This is a genomic window from Pseudomonas protegens CHA0, assembly GCF_000397205.1.
In the GTDB taxonomy this organism is placed as follows: Bacteria; Pseudomonadota; Gammaproteobacteria; order Pseudomonadales; family Pseudomonadaceae; genus Aquipseudomonas; species Aquipseudomonas protegens.
This window is the reverse complement of record NC_021237.1, coordinates 4,575,134-4,591,598: the sequence shown is the minus strand read 5'-3', so window position 1 is coordinate 4,591,598 and position 16,465 is coordinate 4,575,134. Positions and strand designations below refer to the sequence as shown.

The 16,465-nt window shown below is 66.4% G+C and carries 20 protein-coding genes; 4 read left to right on the top strand and 16 right to left on the bottom strand.

The annotated features are described in order from the left end of the window. Positions 1 to 56: 56 nt before the first annotated feature. The 15 genes from codB to PFLCHA0_RS20400 all read right to left on the bottom strand — a co-directional run bounded on the left by codB (position 57) and on the right by PFLCHA0_RS20400 (position 12,816). On the bottom strand, positions 57 to 1,328 hold the full coding sequence (gene codB, locus PFLCHA0_RS20470; RefSeq protein ID WP_015636378.1) for a cytosine permease: 1,272 nt from the start codon (positions 1,326 to 1,328) through the stop codon (positions 57 to 59). 172 nt (positions 1,329 to 1,500) lie between these two features. Beyond that, positions 1,501 to 1,698 (bottom strand): helix-turn-helix transcriptional regulator, encoded by a 198-nt coding sequence (locus tag PFLCHA0_RS20465; RefSeq protein ID WP_015636377.1) that lies wholly within the window; start codon positions 1,696 to 1,698, stop codon positions 1,501 to 1,503. Continuing rightward, positions 1,695 to 2,069 carry a hypothetical protein gene (locus tag PFLCHA0_RS20460; RefSeq protein ID WP_015636376.1) on the bottom strand — a complete coding sequence of 125 codons (375 nt, stop codon included), beginning with the start codon at positions 2,067 to 2,069 and terminating at the stop codon, positions 1,695 to 1,697. Before PFLCHA0_RS20460 ends, PFLCHA0_RS20465 begins: the two co-directional genes overlap by 4 nt. Positions 2,070 to 2,155: 86 nt before the next feature. Next, complete coding sequence (locus PFLCHA0_RS20455; RefSeq protein ID WP_015636375.1) at positions 2,156 to 2,779, bottom strand: NUDIX hydrolase; 624 nt, start codon at positions 2,777 to 2,779, stop codon at positions 2,156 to 2,158. 101 nt (positions 2,780 to 2,880) lie between these two features. Continuing rightward, positions 2,881 to 3,852, bottom strand: coding sequence for an oligopeptide/dipeptide ABC transporter ATP-binding protein (locus PFLCHA0_RS20450; RefSeq protein ID WP_015636374.1), 972 nt, complete (start codon positions 3,850 to 3,852; stop codon positions 2,881 to 2,883). Further along, the gene (locus tag PFLCHA0_RS20445) at positions 3,849 to 4,844 is read right to left on the bottom strand and encodes an ABC transporter ATP-binding protein (protein ID WP_011062311.1); all 996 of its coding nucleotides are present in this window, start codon (positions 4,842 to 4,844) and stop codon (positions 3,849 to 3,851) included. Before PFLCHA0_RS20445 ends, PFLCHA0_RS20450 begins: the two co-directional genes overlap by 4 nt. Further along, positions 4,841 to 5,740 (bottom strand): D,D-dipeptide ABC transporter permease, encoded by a 900-nt coding sequence (gene ddpC, locus PFLCHA0_RS20440; protein ID WP_015636372.1) that lies wholly within the window; start codon positions 5,738 to 5,740, stop codon positions 4,841 to 4,843. The genes PFLCHA0_RS20445 and ddpC overlap by 4 nt, the downstream gene beginning before the upstream one ends. A 1-nt stretch (position 5,741) precedes the next feature. After that, positions 5,742 to 6,758, bottom strand: a complete 1,017-nt coding sequence (locus PFLCHA0_RS20435; protein WP_011062309.1) for an ABC transporter permease — start codon at positions 6,756 to 6,758, stop codon at positions 5,742 to 5,744. A 118-nt stretch (positions 6,759 to 6,876) separates the two neighbouring features. Further along, positions 6,877 to 8,451: an ABC transporter substrate-binding protein gene (locus PFLCHA0_RS20430; RefSeq protein WP_051167114.1), complete on the bottom strand. Its 1,575-nt coding sequence runs from the start codon at positions 8,449 to 8,451 to the stop codon at positions 6,877 to 6,879. A 148-nt stretch (positions 8,452 to 8,599) separates the two neighbouring features. After that, positions 8,600 to 9,157, bottom strand: a complete 558-nt coding sequence (gene ddpX / locus PFLCHA0_RS20425) for a D-alanyl-D-alanine dipeptidase (protein WP_015636370.1) — start codon at positions 9,155 to 9,157, stop codon at positions 8,600 to 8,602. A 32-nt stretch (positions 9,158 to 9,189) separates the two neighbouring features. Further along, positions 9,190 to 10,050, bottom strand: coding sequence for a MurR/RpiR family transcriptional regulator (locus PFLCHA0_RS20420; protein ID WP_015636369.1), 861 nt, complete (start codon positions 10,048 to 10,050; stop codon positions 9,190 to 9,192). Positions 10,051 to 10,190: 140 nt separating this feature from the next. Continuing rightward, positions 10,191 to 10,697 (bottom strand): nucleoside 2-deoxyribosyltransferase, encoded by a 507-nt coding sequence (locus PFLCHA0_RS20415; RefSeq protein ID WP_015636368.1) that lies wholly within the window; start codon positions 10,695 to 10,697, stop codon positions 10,191 to 10,193. A gap of 17 nt (positions 10,698 to 10,714) precedes the next feature. Then, entirely contained in the window at positions 10,715 to 11,167 is a 453-nt protein-coding gene (locus PFLCHA0_RS20410; protein WP_015636367.1) for a GNAT family N-acetyltransferase, read from the bottom strand. Positions 11,168 to 11,250: 83 nt separating this feature from the next. Beyond that, complete coding sequence (gene queD, locus PFLCHA0_RS20405; protein ID WP_011062303.1) at positions 11,251 to 11,607, bottom strand: 6-carboxytetrahydropterin synthase QueD; 357 nt, start codon at positions 11,605 to 11,607, stop codon at positions 11,251 to 11,253. Positions 11,608 to 11,736: 129 nt separating this feature from the next. Beyond that, positions 11,737 to 12,816 (bottom strand): patatin-like phospholipase family protein, encoded by a 1,080-nt coding sequence (locus PFLCHA0_RS20400; RefSeq protein WP_015636366.1) that lies wholly within the window; start codon positions 12,814 to 12,816, stop codon positions 11,737 to 11,739. 161 nt (positions 12,817 to 12,977) lie between these two features. Here PFLCHA0_RS20400 and PFLCHA0_RS20395 point away from each other — a divergent pair, with 161 nt between their 5' ends. Genes PFLCHA0_RS20395 through PFLCHA0_RS20380 form a run of 4 tightly spaced genes read left to right on the top strand, consistent with a single transcriptional unit; the run spans position 12,978 to position 15,581 of the window. Next, a complete protein-coding gene (locus PFLCHA0_RS20395) occupies positions 12,978 to 13,286 on the top strand; it encodes a PepSY domain-containing protein (RefSeq protein WP_011062301.1) in 309 nt (102 codons plus the stop codon). Further along, entirely contained in the window at positions 13,286 to 13,603 is a 318-nt protein-coding gene (locus PFLCHA0_RS20390) for a PepSY domain-containing protein (protein ID WP_011062300.1), read from the top strand. Before PFLCHA0_RS20395 ends, PFLCHA0_RS20390 begins: the two co-directional genes overlap by 1 nt. Further along, the gene (locus PFLCHA0_RS20385) at positions 13,603 to 14,271 is read left to right on the top strand and encodes a response regulator transcription factor (RefSeq protein WP_015636364.1); all 669 of its coding nucleotides are present in this window, start codon (positions 13,603 to 13,605) and stop codon (positions 14,269 to 14,271) included. Before PFLCHA0_RS20390 ends, PFLCHA0_RS20385 begins: the two co-directional genes overlap by 1 nt. Then, positions 14,268 to 15,581 carry a sensor histidine kinase gene (locus tag PFLCHA0_RS20380; protein ID WP_011062298.1) on the top strand — a complete coding sequence of 438 codons (1,314 nt, stop codon included), beginning with the start codon at positions 14,268 to 14,270 and terminating at the stop codon, positions 15,579 to 15,581. The genes PFLCHA0_RS20385 and PFLCHA0_RS20380 overlap by 4 nt, the downstream gene beginning before the upstream one ends. A gap of 58 nt (positions 15,582 to 15,639) precedes the next feature. Here PFLCHA0_RS20380 and PFLCHA0_RS32385 read toward each other — a convergent pair whose 3' ends face one another. Next, positions 15,640 to 16,395 (bottom strand): methyl-accepting chemotaxis protein, encoded by a 756-nt coding sequence (locus PFLCHA0_RS32385; protein WP_373870541.1) that lies wholly within the window; start codon positions 16,393 to 16,395, stop codon positions 15,640 to 15,642. Positions 16,396 to 16,465 lie beyond the last annotated feature (70 nt).

Below are 16,465 nucleotides of genomic sequence, written 5' to 3'. Positions count from 1 at the left end.
TGGTTCGGGGCGGGTCATGATAGACCCGGAACGCGCCGGGAGGGCAAGGCCCGGGTTCAGGCCCGGGCGTCGAGGGTGGCGCTGGTGCGGGCGCGGAGCCAGGCGCTGAGCAGGACATAGCTCAGGCTGGCCACGCCGATGCCCACCAGCGGCGCGACCCAGGGCGAGCAGAAGGCTGCCAGGGTGCCCAGGCCATAGGCGGCCAGGCCCGGCCAGTTCCAGGCCGGCAACTGGCTGTCGGCCAGGCGCGGGTAGCGGCCGCGCCAGCGGTAGAAGAAGTCCGCCATGATCACCCCGCCAATCGGCGGAATCACCGTGCCCAGCAGGATCAGGTAGGGCACCAGCAGGTCGTACATGCCGAGCATCGCCAGCAGGGTGCCGATCAGCGCGCCCACCAGGGTCACGGTCTTGCGCCGGTCGGTGCGCAACAGGTTGCAGCCGGCCACGGCGAAGTTGTAGATGGTGTTGTCCTGGGTGCTCCAGATGTTCAACAGCAGCATGGCCATGGCCGCCATGGCAAAACCCTGGAGCAGTAGCACTTCGACCACGTCCGGCTGCTGGTAGACGATGGCGCCGTAGGCACCGATCAGCACCATCAGGCCGTTGCCGATAAAGAAGCCGATCAGGCTGGCGCTCACCGCCACCCGCGCCGAGCGGGAAAAACGGGTCCAGTTGGTGGCCTGGGTGGCGCCGCTGACGAAGGTGCCGAACACCAGGGTGATGGCGCTGGAGAGGTCCAGGCTGGCGCTTGGCGTGACCCCCAGCAAACCGTCGAGGCCGCCGATCTGCCGGGTGGCCACCCACATCGACAGCAGCAACAGCAGGCCCATGGCCGGCACCGCGATCCAGGACAGGATCTCCAGGCCGCGATAACCGATGTAGGCGGTGGCGCAGAAGGCCATGCCGAACAGCAGCATCAGCCCCAGTACCGCACCCGGATCCAGCTGGAAATACTTGCCCAGCACCACCGCGGCGGTGGCGGTGCCCCAGGCGTACCAGCCGATCTGGGTGAAACCCAGGATCAGGTCGCTGAGCTTGCTGCCCCGTTCGCCGAAGCAGAAACGCCCCATCAGCACCGTGTTCAGCCCGCTCTTGAAGGCGATGTAGCCCAGGCTGGCGGCGTAGATCCCCAGCAGCAGGTTACCGACGAGGATCACCACCAGCAGGGTGGTGAAGTCGAAGGCCACCCCCAGCTTGCCGCCGGCGAACATGGTGGCAGTGAAGAAGGTGAAGCCCAGCAGCACCATGGCCATGGAGGCCAGGCCCTTGCGGGCGTGCTGCGGAACTTCGCTCAAGGGGTAGTCGTTGCCGGGTTCGTGCTGGGTCATGGGCCTGTCCCTGGTCGCAGTGATGCCACGCTGTTGCAGGCGCCGTGCCAATCCTTGACGGCAGGGCCGGGCGCCCCAGCAGTTATAGCCGATGCCCGTGCCCCTGCACCGGGTGCCTGTGGCCCGGGGGCGAAAGCGGTGCACCCTTGGGCCAGATTGGTTCACCGGCGGTTCAGTCCTCGTCGGGGCTGAAAATGCTTTCGATGGGCAGCTGGAAGGCCCGGGCAATCTTGAACGCCAGGGGCAGGCTGGGGTCGTAGCGCCCGGTCTCGATGGCATTCACCGTCTGCCGTGACACCTCGAGGCGGGTGGCCAGTTCGGCCTGGGACCAGCCTTGCCGGGTGCGCAGTTCGCGCAGTTGGTTGTTCATCGGTAGCGCCGCACGCCGGCCACCGTGGCCAGGGCCCAGACCAGGCCCATCACGGGCCATACGTAGAACATCGAGAGCCGGGGCAGGCCGGCGGTTTCCAGGAAGCCGTAGCTGAAGGTGATCAGCGCGGTGCAGACAAAGGACAGGCCCAGGGCTTCGAGCTGGATGCGCCGGGCCAGTTCGTCCATGCGTCGCAACTGGCGCATCACCGCCAGGGCCATGGCCACCATGGGGATCACCGGCACCAGGGCCAGGGCGATCTTGCCCGGGCCCGGGTTCATGTCCGCCAGCCAGTGGCTGCTCAGCAGCACGCAAGCGATGTAGGCCAGCAAGGCCAGGCCGAATTCCCTGAAATAGCGTTTGGTGCCCATGGGCGATCTCCTTTTAGTAAAGTGTCCTTTACATTAGGCGGGGCGCTTTTTCATGTCAAGGGTGCTTTACATCGGCGCCGTCACGCTCAGTCGAAGAGGGCCACGCTGCGCCGGCCTTCGTGGAAGTCGAAGGCCTCCTGGATATCCCGTTCCACGGTGCGTCCCAGGGACAGCGGCGGCAACTGGTCCGGGGCGAAGAACGCCGCGTCGCTGGTTTCGCTGCCGGCCATCGGGGCCTCGGCGTCTTGCCGTTCGCAGAGGAAGTAGAGCTTGTAGAAGTCCCGGTGGTCGGGCTTGTAGGGCCCCTTGGCCTTGTGCCGCAGGCCGTACAGCTGGCGCACCGAAACCTGCAGCCCGGCTTCTTCGTGGACTTCCTTGATGATGTTCTGCGCCGCCGACAGGCCCACATCGGCGTAGCCCCCGGGCAGGGCCCAGAGGCCGTCGTGCTGCTCGCGCACCAGGAGGATCTTGCCGTCCTCGATCAGCGCGCCGCGCACTTCCACCATCGGCGTCGAGTAGCGCTGGGCGAAGTCCGAGACCAGTTCGTTGATGCGTTCCAGGGGCACGTTGCCCAGCTGCGCGAGCATGTCGTGGGCGATCTCGGCGACTTCCTGGTAGCGCTCGCGATCATGCACGTCGCGGCAAAAATGCAGGCCGGTGGAGGCGATGGCTTGCAGGCGTTTGGCGTGGGTCAGCCAGCTGCTTTCCATGAGAGAGGTTCCTGCAACGTCAGAGAGAAGGCGCTTGTTTTAAGCCCTGGGCGCGCTGGGAGCAAGCACCACGCCGTGGTCGGCGGCGTGGCGCGGTGGGATCACCCGGTGAGCTGTTGCCGATGGCAACGCACTTGCTGCGTCGCATCGCCCAGCAGCTGTTGCGGCAGCTCGCAGCCCGGGCCGCGGCGGCTGCAGCGGTCGAAGAAGAAACAGCCGGCGGGCAGCTTGCGGTTGCCCGGCAGTTCGGTGGGCGCCGAGAGCTGGCTGTCCGCCAGGGGCGCACCGAGGCGCGGCACCGCCTCCAGCAGCAGTTGGGTATAGGGGTGGCGCGGGCGCTCCAGCACCTGTTCGGCGCTGCCCAGTTCGACGATCTGCCCCAGGTACATCACCGCCACCCGGTCGGCCATGTGCCGGACCACCGAGACGTTGTGGGAGATCAGCACGAAGGTCAGGCCGCGGCTGCGTTGCAGGTCCGCCAGCAGGTTGAGGATCTGCGCCTGCACCGAGATGTCCAGGGCCGAGGTCGGCTCGTCGAGGACGATGATGTCCGGGTTCGACGCCAAGGCCCGGGCAATGGCGATGCGCTGGCGTTGGCCGCCGGAGAACTGGTGCGGGTAGCGCTCCAGGTATTCGCCGCGGATGCCTACCTGCTGCGCCACCTTGGCGGCGATTTCGCGCATCTGCGCCACCGGGGTGTTGCCCAGGGCGAACAGCGGCTCGGTGATGATCTTCCAGATCGGCAGGCGCGGGTCGAGGGACGACTGCGGGTCCTGGAACACGATCTGCACGTGGCTGTGGCGCTCGCGGTCGCTGGCGTAGGCCCAGCGCAGGTCGCCGCTGCTGGGCTTGACCAGGCCCATGAGCAGTTGCGCCAGGGTGCTCTTGCCGCAGCCGGATTCGCCGACGATGCCCAGGGTTTCCCCGGGGCGCAGTTCCAGGTCGATGCCGTTCAGGGCATGGGCGAAGGCCCGCGGCCGGCCCAGCCAGTCGTTGCTCAGGGGAAAGCGCACCTGTACATCGTTGAGGCGCAGCAGCGGCTCGCTGCCGGCTCGGGGTTGCGAAGCATTCATTGGGCGGACTCCGGGGCAGCCAGCCAGCAGGCGCTCTTGTGCTGCTGGCTGGCGTTGATCGAATGCAGCGGCGGCCGTTGGGCACACACCGCCATGGCCTGGCTGCAGCGCTCGCGGAAGGTGCAGCCGCCGGGCAGGTGAGCAAGGTTGGGCACCTGCCCGGGAATGGTCAGCAGCGGCTCGCCGGGGCGCACTTGCTCCGGCAGGCCGCTGAGCAGGCCACGGGTGTAGGGGTGTTGCGGGTCGAGCATGACCTGGGCAGTACTGCCTTGCTCCACCACGGCGCCGGTGTACATCACATAGACCCGGTCGCAGAACTGCGAGACCACCGCCATGTCGTGGGTGATCAGCAGGATCGCGGTACCCCGTTGCCGGGCTTTCTCGCGCAGCAACAGCAGCACCTGGCGCTGCACGGTCACGTCCAGGGCGGTGGTGGGTTCATCGGCGATCAGCAACTGCGGGTCGCAGGAAAACGCCAGGGCGATCATCACCCGCTGGCGCATGCCGCCGGACAGCTCGAAGGGGTAGGCCTGCAGCACCTGCTCGGGGTCGGCGATGTGCATGTCGCGCAGCAGGTCGATGGCCTTGGCCCGGGCCTGTTCCTGGCTCAGGCGCTGGTGATGGATGATCACGTCGAGCATCTGCCGGCCGATGCGCCGGGTCGGGTTGAGGGCGGTCATCGGCTCCTGGAAGATCATCGCCGCATCGCGGCCGCGGATCTGCAGCAGCTGTTTTTCCGGGGTGGCGAGCATGTCGCGGCCCAGCAGGCTCAGGCTGCCGGAGGTGATGCGGTAGCTGCGCTCGGGCAGCAGCCGCAGGCTGAGCATGGCGGTCACCGACTTGCCCGAGCCGGATTCGCCGACCACGCCGACGATTTCCCCCGGGTTGACGTGCAGCGACACGCCGTTGAGGGCCTGCACATTGCTGCGGTAGGCGGGGAATTCCAGGCTCAGGTTGTCGATGTTGAGAACGGCGGATGAGCTCATGGTCATTTCCCCTGTTGCCGTGGGTCGAGCAGGTCACGGATGCCGTCACCCAGCAGGTTGAAACCGGTGGCGGTGAACAGGATCGCCAGCCCGGGAAAGGTCGAGTACCACCAGTTGTCGAGGATGAAGTTGCGCCCGGTGGCCACCATCGCCCCCCATTCGGCGGTGGGCTGCTGCGCACCCAGGCCAATGAAGCCCAGGGCCGAGGCCATGAGGATGGCGCTGCCGATGTCCAGGCTCAGTTGCACCAGCAGCGGCGGCATGGCGTTGCGCCCCACGTGCCAGCTGACGATGTGCCAGCGCCCGGCGCCGTAGGTCTGCGCCGCCTTGACGTAGCCCATCTGGCGGATGCTCAGGGCCTGGCCCCGGGCCAGGCGCACATAGAACGGAATGCGCACCAGGGTGATCGCCAGCATGGCGTTGAACAGGCTCGGGCCCAGGGCGGCGGCCAGGGCCATGATCAGCACCAGCGATGGCACCGAGAGCATGATGTCCATCAGGCGCATGATCAGGCTGTCGAAGCGCCCGCCGATGATCCCCGACAGGCAGCCCAACAGGCCCCCGGCCAGGCACGAGGCGAAGGCCACGAACAGGCCCACGCCCACCGACTGGCGGCTGCCGTGGAGCACCCGGCTGAACAGGTCGCGGCCCACTTCGTCGGTGCCGAACCAATGGGCGGCGCTGGGAGCGGCCAGGCGTTGGGCCAGGTTCAGGGCATTGGGATCATGGCTCGACAGCCAGGGGGCGAAGGCCATGCACAGCAGCACCAGCAGGGTCATGCACAGCCCGGCGATGGTCAGCGGGCTTTGCCGCACGCGGTAGCCCAGGTAGGCCAGGCGGGTGCGCCAGCCGCTGGCCTGCGCGGTGGGTTGTGGCAGGGGAATGTTCAAGGGAGCGGACATCTCAACTTACCTCGCCAATGCGCGGATCGATCACCCGGTACAGCAGGTCGATCGCCATGTTCAGCAGCACATAAATGAACGACACCAGGATCGCGAAGCCCATCACCGCCGGGAAATCCAGGGCCTGGATCGACTTCACCACGTAGGCGCCCATGCCCGGCCAGGCGAATACCGTCTCGGTCAGTACCGCGCCGTACAGCAAATCGCCCAGGGTCAGGCCGAGCACCGTCACCGAGGGGATCAGGGCGTTGGGCAGGGCGTGGCGCAGGATCACCGCCCAGCGCGACAGGCCGTAGGCCCGGGCGGTGCGGATGTAGTCTTCGCCCAGTTGGTCGAGCATGGCCGAGCGGATCTGCCGCGCCACCACCCCGAGGTTGACGAAGCCCAGGGTCACCGCCGGCAGGATCAGGTGCTGCAGGGCATTGAGGAACAGCGGGATGTCCCCGGCCAGCAGCGAGTCGATCAGGTAGAAGCCGCTGACCGTGGGCGGCGGCTCCAGGCCTTCGTCCAGGCGCCCGCTGCCGGGCAGCCAGCCGAGGTGGCCGTAGAACAGCACGATCAGCCCCAGCCCCAGCCAGAACGCCGGGGTGGAAATGCCGGTGACCGCCAGGGTGCGGGCGATCTGGTCGATGAAGCGGTTGTGATAGACCGCCGACAGCACCCCCAGCGGCACCCCCACCAGCACCGACAGCAGCAGGGCGGCCAGGGCCAGCTCCAGGGTTGCCGGGAAGAAGCTCTGCAGGTCCTCCAGCACCGGGCGGCTGGTGCGGATTGAGGTGCCCAGGTCGCCGTGCAGCAGGTCGAGCATGTAGCGCCCGTACTGCTGGTACAGCGGCAGGTCCAGGCCCAGCTGGTGGCGGATGTTCTGCACGATGGCATCGCTGGCCCGGTCGCCGGCGATCAGCCGCGCCGGGTCACCGGGAATCAGGTGCGAGATGGTGAAGGTAATCAGCGAAACCCCGACCACGACCAGCAACAGGCCGAGCAGGCGTTTGCGCAACATATTCAGGAAGGCCATGAGGCAACCTCGTTAACGCTTGACGAACGGCAGGGGGCACGACGGCCCCTCGCCGGGGACACGGCAACCCGTCGCCGCCCCGTTTCAGGGGCCGGCGACGGGGAACGCAGGGCCGGTCCTACTTGCTGATTTCAGCGATGTTGAACACCTGTTCCAGCATCGGGTGGAACACGTAGCCCTTCACCGAATCGCGCATCGGCAGGCTGTAGTTCTTCTGGTACAGGTAGGCGTAGACGTTGTCCTTGAGGACGATCTTCTGCGCCTTCTGGTACAGCTCGATGCGCTTGGCGGTGTCGTTGGTGGCCGCCGCCTCGCGGATCAGGCTGTCCACCTCGGGGTTGCTGTAGAACGAGCGGTTGCCCGGCAGGCCCTGGAGGCTGGAGTCGAACCAGAAGTTCATGAACATGTAGGGGTCGGCGAAGTCCGGGCTCCAGGAGCCGATGGCCACGTCGTAGTCGCCCTTGCCCACCCGTTCACGCATGGTGGCGTTGGCCAGCTTCTCCATCTTCAGGTTGATGCCCAGGGGCGCCAGGCCCGCTTGCAGGGTCAGGCCGATGGACTCCCAGTTGGCGTCCTTGTCCGAGTAGAGGTAGGTCAGGTTGCTGATTTTCTGCGGGACCTTGGCCAGGCTGGCCTTGGCGCCGTCGAGGTTCTGCTGCATCAGCGGCAGGCTCGGGTCGTGGGCCCACATGCCGTCGGGGATCGGCCCGTTCATCAGCTTGGCCTGGCCCTTGAGGATGCCGTCGACGATGCCCTTGTAGTCGATGGCCTGGACCAGTGCCTGGCGCGCTTCGACGTTGTCCAGAGGCGCACGCTTGTTGTTCAGGTACAGGTAGTTGACCCGCAGCGAGGGGAAGGTCTGGATCACGATGCCTGGCTTGCCGGCCAGGGTGCCGAGCTGGTCTTCGGGCATGTCCTCGATGATGTCCAGGTCGCCGCGTTCCAGTTGCAGGCGGCGCACCGAGGCCTCGCTGATGATCTTGATCACCACCTTGTTCAGGCTCGGCTTGGGGCCGGCGTAATAGCTGTTGGGTTCCAGCGTCAGCGCCTGGCCCTTCTGCCAGTTGCTCAGGCGGAAGGCCCCGGAGCCGGCGGTGTGGGTCGAGAGGTAGGCGTTGACGTCCTCGCCCTTGTTGGCCACGTCCGGGTTGATGATGCCGCCGCCGTTGTGGGCCAGGGTGTAGAGGAAGGGCGCGTAGGGCTTCTTCAGGGTGAAGCGCACGGTCAGCGGGTCGACCACGGCCACGCTCATGTCATCCGGAAAGGCCCCGGACGGGCCTTGCTTGAGCTGCATCAGGCGGTCGAAGGAGAACTTCACCGCGGCGGCGTCCACCGGCTTGCCGTCGTCGAACTTGTTGCCCGGCTTGAGCTTGAAATCCCAGGTCAGGTTGTCGGCGGAGGTGCTCCAGCTCTCGGCCAGGTCGCCCTGGACTTCAGTGCTGCCCTTGCCGTTCTCGACCTTGTAGGTCACCAGCTTCTGGTAGGCCGGGTAGGTCACGGCCCAGTCGTTGTTGTCGATGGTCACGGCGGGGTCGAGGGTCTGCGGGTCGGCGGCCTTGCCGATCATCAGGGTGTCCTTGGGCGCGGCGGCGCTGGCTGCCTGCCACGTGCCCAGGCTCAGGGCGGCGCACAGCAGGGACAGGGCGACACGGGTGGACAGACGCACATCAGGGTGATTGCGGTTAGGGGTCATGCCGGTTTCCTTGATCATTCGATGTTGGGAAGTTCGTCAGGTTTTTTATAAAAGCTATAACCGGGCAGTTGTTGCTGAAGCAGTGTTGCAGTAGGACCGGCTTGGGGCAGTTAGCTGCCTGTTGTTGTGGCCGGTGGGGAGCGGGAAATCAGTGTTCGAAGGGCTGGTCGTGCTCCTGGATCAGGGGAAAGTCCTCGGCGTTGGGCAGCTCGTAGTGCCACCACTCGGTGGGGATCGCCTCGAAGCCGGCGCTGAGCATGATCCCCAGCAGCATCAGGCGGTTGCGCTGTACCTGGGGCGGCAGGTCGCTGTAGAACTGGTGCGACTTGGGCTCCATGGCGTCGAAGGCGGTGCCCATGTCCAGCGGCTCGCCGGTTTCATCCACCAGGGTCAGGTCCACGGCCACGCCCCGGGTGTGGTGCGAGCCCAGGCGCGGGTCGCGCACGTAGTCCGGGTTGGGCAGGGCCTGCCACAGCAGGTGCTGGGCGTAGGCCGGGCGGTAGGCGTCGTAGATGCGCAGGCCCAGGCCGGCCATGCGTGCCAGCTGGCTGGCCTTGTACAGGCAGGCGGCGGCGTCCTTGTGCAGCAGGCAGCGGGCGTTGCGATAGATCACCTGGCCGGCCAGGTTGTCGGCGCTGGCGTAGATCAGGTCGATCTGAAGCTGATGGCGCTGGGCGTCGATTTCGACAAGGGGGCTGTTGTTCACTCACTCACTCCATCTGGGTTAACGCTTGAAGGTCAGGACTCGAACTGGCCGAAGGCTTCCTGCAACTGTCGGTTCTTGGCCAGGCGCTGGTCCAGGCGCTCGCCATAGCCCTCGGCCACGGCGGACACCATCAGGTTGAACAGGCAGGTCAGGGGCGCGAGGGAATCCCAGAACTGGCCGACATCGGTTTTCAGTTGCAGCAGGTCCAGCGGGTAGTCCCGGGCCCAGGGGCACTGCAGGTCGGTGACCAGGGCCAGGGGCAGGGCGTTGGCATTGGCCACTTCGCAGAAGGTCTGGGTGATGCTGGAGTAGGCGCGAAAGTCGGAGATGATCGCGTAGGGCTTGGCAAAGCCGGAGTTCAGGGTCTCGGCGTAGATGCCTGAAAGCCCGTCCACGTAGTAGACCTTGGGCCGGATGTATTCCAGGTGGCTGTGGAAGGCGTTGAGGATGCCCCGGGTCGACTGGATGCCGATGATGAACACCGCGTCGGCCTCGACGATCTGTTGCACGATGGCGGCGAAGGGCTGGCTGCGGGCCAGGCCATAGACATGCTGGATGGCCTCGATCTCGCGATGCATCGAGCGCTCCAGGGCATCGTCCTGATGGGCTTCGCTGCGAAAGGCGCCGAGCCGATCGGTGATCAGCCAGGAGGCCGGGGCATCGCCGCGCAGGCCTTGCTTGACGTCATCCAGGTTGCGATAGCCCAGCGAGCGCAGGAAGCGCCCCACGGAAATCCCCGTGGTGCCGGCTTGCTGGGCGATGCTGTCGGCGGTCTCGAAGGGCAACTGCTGGAGGTTGGCCAGCAGGTAGGTGGCGATGCGCTTGCCGGTGGGGGTCAGGCTTGCAAACTGCTGTTCCAGGGTGACTTGGAAACTGTTCTTGTCCATGACCATCTCGCCGGGCGTTCGCTGGAAATGTTATTTGTGTTTCATTTTTATATCTCGTGTTAGAAACATAACATCGGCTTTCGCGACAAGACAAGGCTTTTGTCCGGGGTGGTCGTTTTCGGCAGAAAGTGACGTTGCCGGCTATCTCAGCCCGATGGAGGGGAAGCGCTCAGCCAGCACCCGAGGTCGAAGATGGCGGCTTCCACACTGCTGCTGCGGCCGCTCCAGCTGCAGGCCAGCATCAGGTTGCGCGGCAGGTTGAAGTGCTCCACCGCAAAGCCCTGGGCGTCGCGCCCGGCGTGATCGTGGGGCACCTGCCGGCGCAGGGTGGCGGGGCCTTCGAAGTAGGCCCACACCGGTTTGCCCAGGGCGACCGCCGCGCCCACTTCGAAGGCGGTGCCGGAATCCGGCTCCAGGCCGCGAAAGTCATTCAGGTTGGCCAGCAATGCATCGCAGCCGCGGATCATCTGCAGGTTCTGCCGGTAGATCCACTGCGCGGTGGCTTCTGGCGTGAGGCGAGGTGGCGCCTGGTTATCCAGGGGAAACAGGCCGTGCAGGCCCTGGGCGCTGCACAGTTGCTTGAGGTATTCGCCATGGGCCGGGGCGTCGGCGCGAAACACATCGAAGCCGGCGAGGTAGATACGTGGAGGCATGGAGAGGGCTCCTGGGTTCAGTCCAGTGGCTTGCTCATGTACACCCGGTGCAGGCCGTGCTCCACGGCGCGGTGGGTTTCCACGTAGCCGTGGCGGCTGTACAGGGCGATGTTCTCGCTCATGGCTGCGTTGGTGTACAGGCGCACGCAACTGTGACCGGCGGCCACGGCCTGTTGTTCGGCAAAGGCCAGCAGTTGCCGGCCATGGCCCCGGCCCTGTGCCTCGGGGTGGACCGCCAGGTTGTCCAGCAGCAGGGCTTGATGGGCGTCCAGCAGGACAACGAAACCGGCGATTGCCTGTTGCTCCTCCAGGACCCAGACCTGCCGGGCCAGCACCAGGCACGAATAGTCTTCGAGCATGGGCGCCGGTTCCCGGCCGATCCGCGCGATATAGGGCGCATAGGCGCGCTTGGCGATGCCTTCGATGGCGGCGAGGTCGGGCAGGGCAGCGGGGCGAATGGTCGGCGGCATGGGCGCGAGTGCTCGGGTAACGGCGGGGTGGGGCAATCATAGGCATAAAAAAACCACCCCGTGGGGTGGTTTCTTCGGCGGGCTTATTCGCCGCGGTAGATGCAGCCGCTGGTGCAGGTTTCGTGGATGCGGATCGCACTCAGCTCCGGCAGCAGGGGCTTGAGCTCATTCCAGATCCATTTGGCCAGGACTTCGCTGGTGGGGTTTTCCAGGCCGGGAATGTCGTTCAGGTAGTTGTGGTCCAGGCGCTCGTACAGCGGCTTGAAGATCGCCTTGATTTCCGAGAAGTCGCGGATCCAGCCGGTGTGTGCGTCGACCTCGCCACTGAGGTGGATCGCCACCTTGAACGAGTGGCCATGGAGGCGGCCGCACTTGTGGCCCTCGGGCACGAAAGGCAGGCGGTGGGCGGATTCGAAGGTAAATTCTTTGAAGATTTCCACAGTGTCGGTCAGCTCTGTCAGATGGCTATCGCCCGGGGGCGAGTTGAGGCAGGCGGCGAGTTTATCAGCTTGCCCCGGCGCTTGCGGAAAAACCCTGACTAAAGGGTCAGTGCGCGGCCTGGGGCAGCCTCACAGGCTTTGCAGGCGTTCGCCCAGGCGATTCTGCGCCGCCAGTTCGAGGAATTCGTCGCCCAGGCGCCGGCTTTCGTCCATGGCGCTGCGCCAGTATTTTTGCCGGCCGGCGTCATCGCCCATGAAGCGCTTGAAGTCGTTGCGGTCCGGCAGCTTGCCGTAGGGCAGGCGCGCCAGGTATTCCTTCGATGGCGCCAGCAGCAAGACGTCCCGCAGGCGCTCCGGGCTGGCCCGGCGCCAGGGCAGGGTCTTGTCGAACCAGCCGGGGATCACCCGGTCGGTGAAGTGCGGGTAGAGCACGATGTCGCTGCCGCTGTAGGGCAGGTCCAGGTGGTAGTCCAGCAGGCCGCCGTCGCGGAAGGTGCCGGCCCCGGCGCCGGGCAGATCGCGCACGCCCTGCATGACCATGGGGATCGAGCCCGAGGCCAGCAGCGCCTGGCGCAGGTTGCCGCGGTCCAGGGGCACGAAGCGCGAAGGGAAGTCTTCCAGGGCGTGCAAGGGCGGGGCCAGGCGCGGGTCGTGCAGTACCAGGCGCTCGAAGTGCCGGGCCAGGCGCGCGCGGCCCCGCAGATTGTCGGCGATCACCGAGGACAGCCCCAGGCCGAGGCGCCCGCGATGGTCGTCGGCGAGCAGGCCGTGGCTTTTGACCACCATGATGTTCAGCCGGTAGTGAGGGTTGTCGAGGATCGAAGCGTCGCGGCCGTCCAGCAGGTCCTCGAGCATGCGCCGGGAGCTCTGGCTGATCTGCGCCATGGTCACGCCCTTGGCAAAACTCTGGGCGTTGTACAACTGGCCGAGGCGGCGGATGCCTTCGGCGGCGTCCGGCAGGCAGGCGCTGGCGAAGCGCCAGGAACCCACCGAGGCGCCGATCAGCGAGCGTTCCCGGGGCGCCGATGGCAGCCATTCACCGAACAGCGCCAGGTCCAGGCCCTGGATGCCCAGGGCCTTGGGGCCGCCGGCGGCGCCGGGCAAGGTGCCGACTTCACGGGGGTGCAGGCCTTGCTGGCGGATGCGGGCCAGGGCGCGGGGGCCGGCCTTGAGGGTCAGGGCGGGAAACTTGATATGGATGGCGGTCATACCGGGCTCACTCTTGAATCAGCCGCCGAGTATAGAGACACCTGGGGCTGCGGGCCGAGTGAAACCTGTGTCAGGCCCATGCTGGCCATTCAGTTTCAATTAAGTTGCCTTGGGTATGGTCTGCGGCATCGGCCTTTGGCCACCGACTTTGGAGAACTGCCATGAAGACCCTTGCCGCGCTGTTCGGCGCCAGCCTTGTCGCCCTGACCGCCAGCCTGGCCCACGCCCGCGACCTGGGGCCGGACGAAGCCCTGAGACTGCGCGACGCTGGTACCATTGTGTCCTTTGAAAAACTCAATGCCACGGCCCTGTCCCGGCATCCTGGGGCGAGCATCAGTGAAACCGAGCTGGAAGAAGAGTACGGCAAGTACATCTACCAGGTTGAACTGCGCGACCCGCAGGGGCTGGAATGGGACCTGGAACTGGACGCCGTGAGCGGCCAGGTACTCAAGGATCATCAGGACACCTAATGAACCGCACTCTGCGCACCGCCGGCAGCCGTGCAGCCCTGGCGCTGCTGCTGTTCTGCTCCCTGGCCATGGCCCGCGACCTGGACCAGGACGAGGCCCTGCGCCTGCGCCAGCAAGGGGTGATCCTGCCCCTGGAGCAACTGCTCAAGCAGGCCATGGACCGTTACCCCGGGGCCAAGCTGCTGGAGGCCGAGCTGGAAGAAAAGCACGATGTGTACATCTATGAAGTCGAGCTGTTGACTGTGGACGGGGTGGTTCGCGAGCTGGACCTGGAAGCCGCCACCGGGCGTTTGTTGAAAGATGAGGAAGACGACTGATGCGCCTGCTTGTGGTGGAAGACCACGTATCCCTGGCCGATGAACTGCTTGAAGGCCTGAACCGCCAGGGCTACGCCGTGGACTGGCTGGCCGACGGCCGCGACGCGCTGTACCAGGGCGCCAGCGAACCCTATGACCTGATCATCCTCGACCTCGGCCTGCCCGGGGTGCCGGGCCTGGAGGTGCTGCGAAAGTGGCGCGCCGATGGCCTGGCAACGCCGGTGCTGATCCTCACCGCCCGCGGCTCCTGGGCCGAGCGCATCGAGGGGCTCAAGGCCGGCGCCGACGATTACCTGAGCAAACCGTTCCATCCCGAAGAGCTGCACCTGCGGGTCCAGGCCCTGCTGCGCCGCTCCCATGGCCAGGCCAACCAGCAGACCCTGCAGGCCGCCGGGCTGCACCTGGACGAGGGCCGGCAATGTGTGGTCCGCGACGGCCAGGATGTCTTGCTGACCGCCGCGGAGTTCCGCCTGTTGCGCTATTTCATGCTGCACCCGCAGCAGATCCTGTCCAAAAGCCACCTGGCCGAACACCTCTACGACGGTGAAACCGAGCGCGATTCCAACGTCCTCGAAGTTCACGTCAACCACCTGCGGCGCAAGCTGGGCCGCAGTGTGATCGAAACCCGCCGCGGCCAGGGTTATCTGTTCGGCGGAACCACTTCGTGAGATCGATCCAGCGCCGCCTGAGCCTGGGCCTGATCACGGTGATGGTGGTGGTCGGGCTGGTGCTGGCGCAGACCAGCCTCTGGCTGTTCGAGGTGGGCCTGCAACGCTACCTGGAAGCCGGCCTGCGCAACGACAGCGAGAGCCTGCTGCTGGCCCTGGTGCGCGGCCCTCAGGGGCTGCAGCTGGATGAACGGCGTCTGTCGCCGGCCTACCAGCGGCCGTTTTCCGGGCACTATTTCCGTATCGATTTTGCCGATGTGCACTGGCGCTCGCGCTCACTGTGGGACCAGGAACTGCCGCAACTGGAGCGCGCCGGCCTGCAGGGCAACCTGCAACTGGGGCCGGAGGGCCAGCAACTGCTGGTGCTGCGCAGCGACTACAAGCGCCTCGGGCAGTCGATCTCCATCAGCGTGGCCCAGGACTACACCCCGGTGCGTGAAAGCTTCCAGCGCATGCGCCAGATCGGTCTCGGGCTGGGGCTGGCCGGGCTGCTGCTGATCCTGCTGCTGCAACGCCTGACCGTGCGCCGCGCCCTGCGCCCGCTGGAAACCGCCCGCGAGCAGATCGCCCAGTTGCAACAGGGCCAGCGTTCGCAACTGGATGCCCAGGTGCCGGTGGAACTGGAGCCCCTGGTGGCGCAGATCAACCACTTGCTGGCCCATACCGAAGACAGCCTCAACCGTTCCCGCAATGCCCTGGGCAACCTGGGCCATGCCTTGAAGACCCCGCTGGCGGTGCTCCTGAGCCTGGCGTCGAGCCCCAGGCTCGACGGCCACCCCGAGGTGCGCAGGATGCTCCAGGAACAGTTGGAGCAGGTGCAGCAGCGCCTCAATCGCGAACTCAACCGCGCGCGGCTGGCGGGGGATGCGCTGCCCGGGGTGCTGTTCGAGTGCGATGCCGAGCTGCCGGGGCTCCTGGCGACCTTGAACATGATCCATGGCCAGCACCTGGAACTGAGCTACCAGGCGCCACCGGGGCTGCGCCTGCCCTGGGACCGGGAAGACCTGCTGGAGCTCTTGGGCAACCTGCTGGACAACGCCTGCAAATGGGCGGATGCCCAGGTGCGCCTGAGCGTGGAAGAGCGGCCGCAGGGCTTCTGCCTGGCGGTGGACGACGACGGCCCGGGCATTCCCGAAGCGCGGCGCGATGAGGTATTCGGCCGGGGCACGCGCCTGGATGAACAGACCCACGGCCACGGGCTGGGCCTGGGCATCGTGCGCGACATCGTCGACGCCTGCGGTGGAACCCTGAACCTGGGGGAAAGCGAGTGGGGCGGCTTGCGGGTAGAGATCGAGTTGCCCAGACGCTGAACTTGCCGGGCGCCAGGTTCGGCGCCCGTGATGGCTATCGCAGCCTGCGGCAGCGGGGTCAGACGCGGAACTGGTCCATCAGGCTCTGTTGCTGGTTGGCCAGGCTGTTGAGCGACTGGCTGACCCGCGCCGATTCATTGGCCTGCTCCGACAGCGATTCGGTGACATCGCGAATGGTCGCCACGTTGCTGTTGATCTCTTCGGCCACCGCGCTCTGCTGTTCGGCGGCGCTGGCAATCTGCAGGTTCATGTCGCTGATCACGGTTACCGCATCGCCGATCTGGCGCAGGGCGGTGACCGCCTGGCCCACTTGTTCGACGCTGCCCTGGGCCTGGCGATGGCTGTTGTTCATCGAACCCACCACCTCCCGCGTGCCGTTCTGCAGTTGCTCGATCACCTGGCGGGTTTCTTCCACCGACTCCTGGGTGCGTTGGGCCAGGTTGCGCACCTCATCGGCCACCACCGCGAAGCCGCGGCCGGCTTCCCCGGCGCGAGCGGCTTCGATGGCCGCGTTCAAGGCCAGCAGGTTGGTCTGCTCGGCAATCGAGCGGATCACTTCCAGTACCGTGCCGATCTGCTCGCTGTTGGCAGCCAGGCCTTCGACCTGGGTCATGGCGGCGCTCATGTCGGCGGCCAGCAAGTCGATGCTGCGGGTGGTGTGGTCGATCACGTTCAGGCCCTGGCGGGTGGCCTGGTCGGCATCCCGCGCGGCCTGGGCGGCCTGGGCCGCGCTGCGGGCCACGTCCTGGGCGGTGGCGCTCATTTCATGGGAAGCGGTGGCCACCTGGTCCACCTGGCGATACTGCTGCTCCATGCCGGCGCTGGTCTGGGTGGCGATGGCCGAAGACTGGTCGGCGGTGCCGCGAGCGTCCTGCACCGAGCGT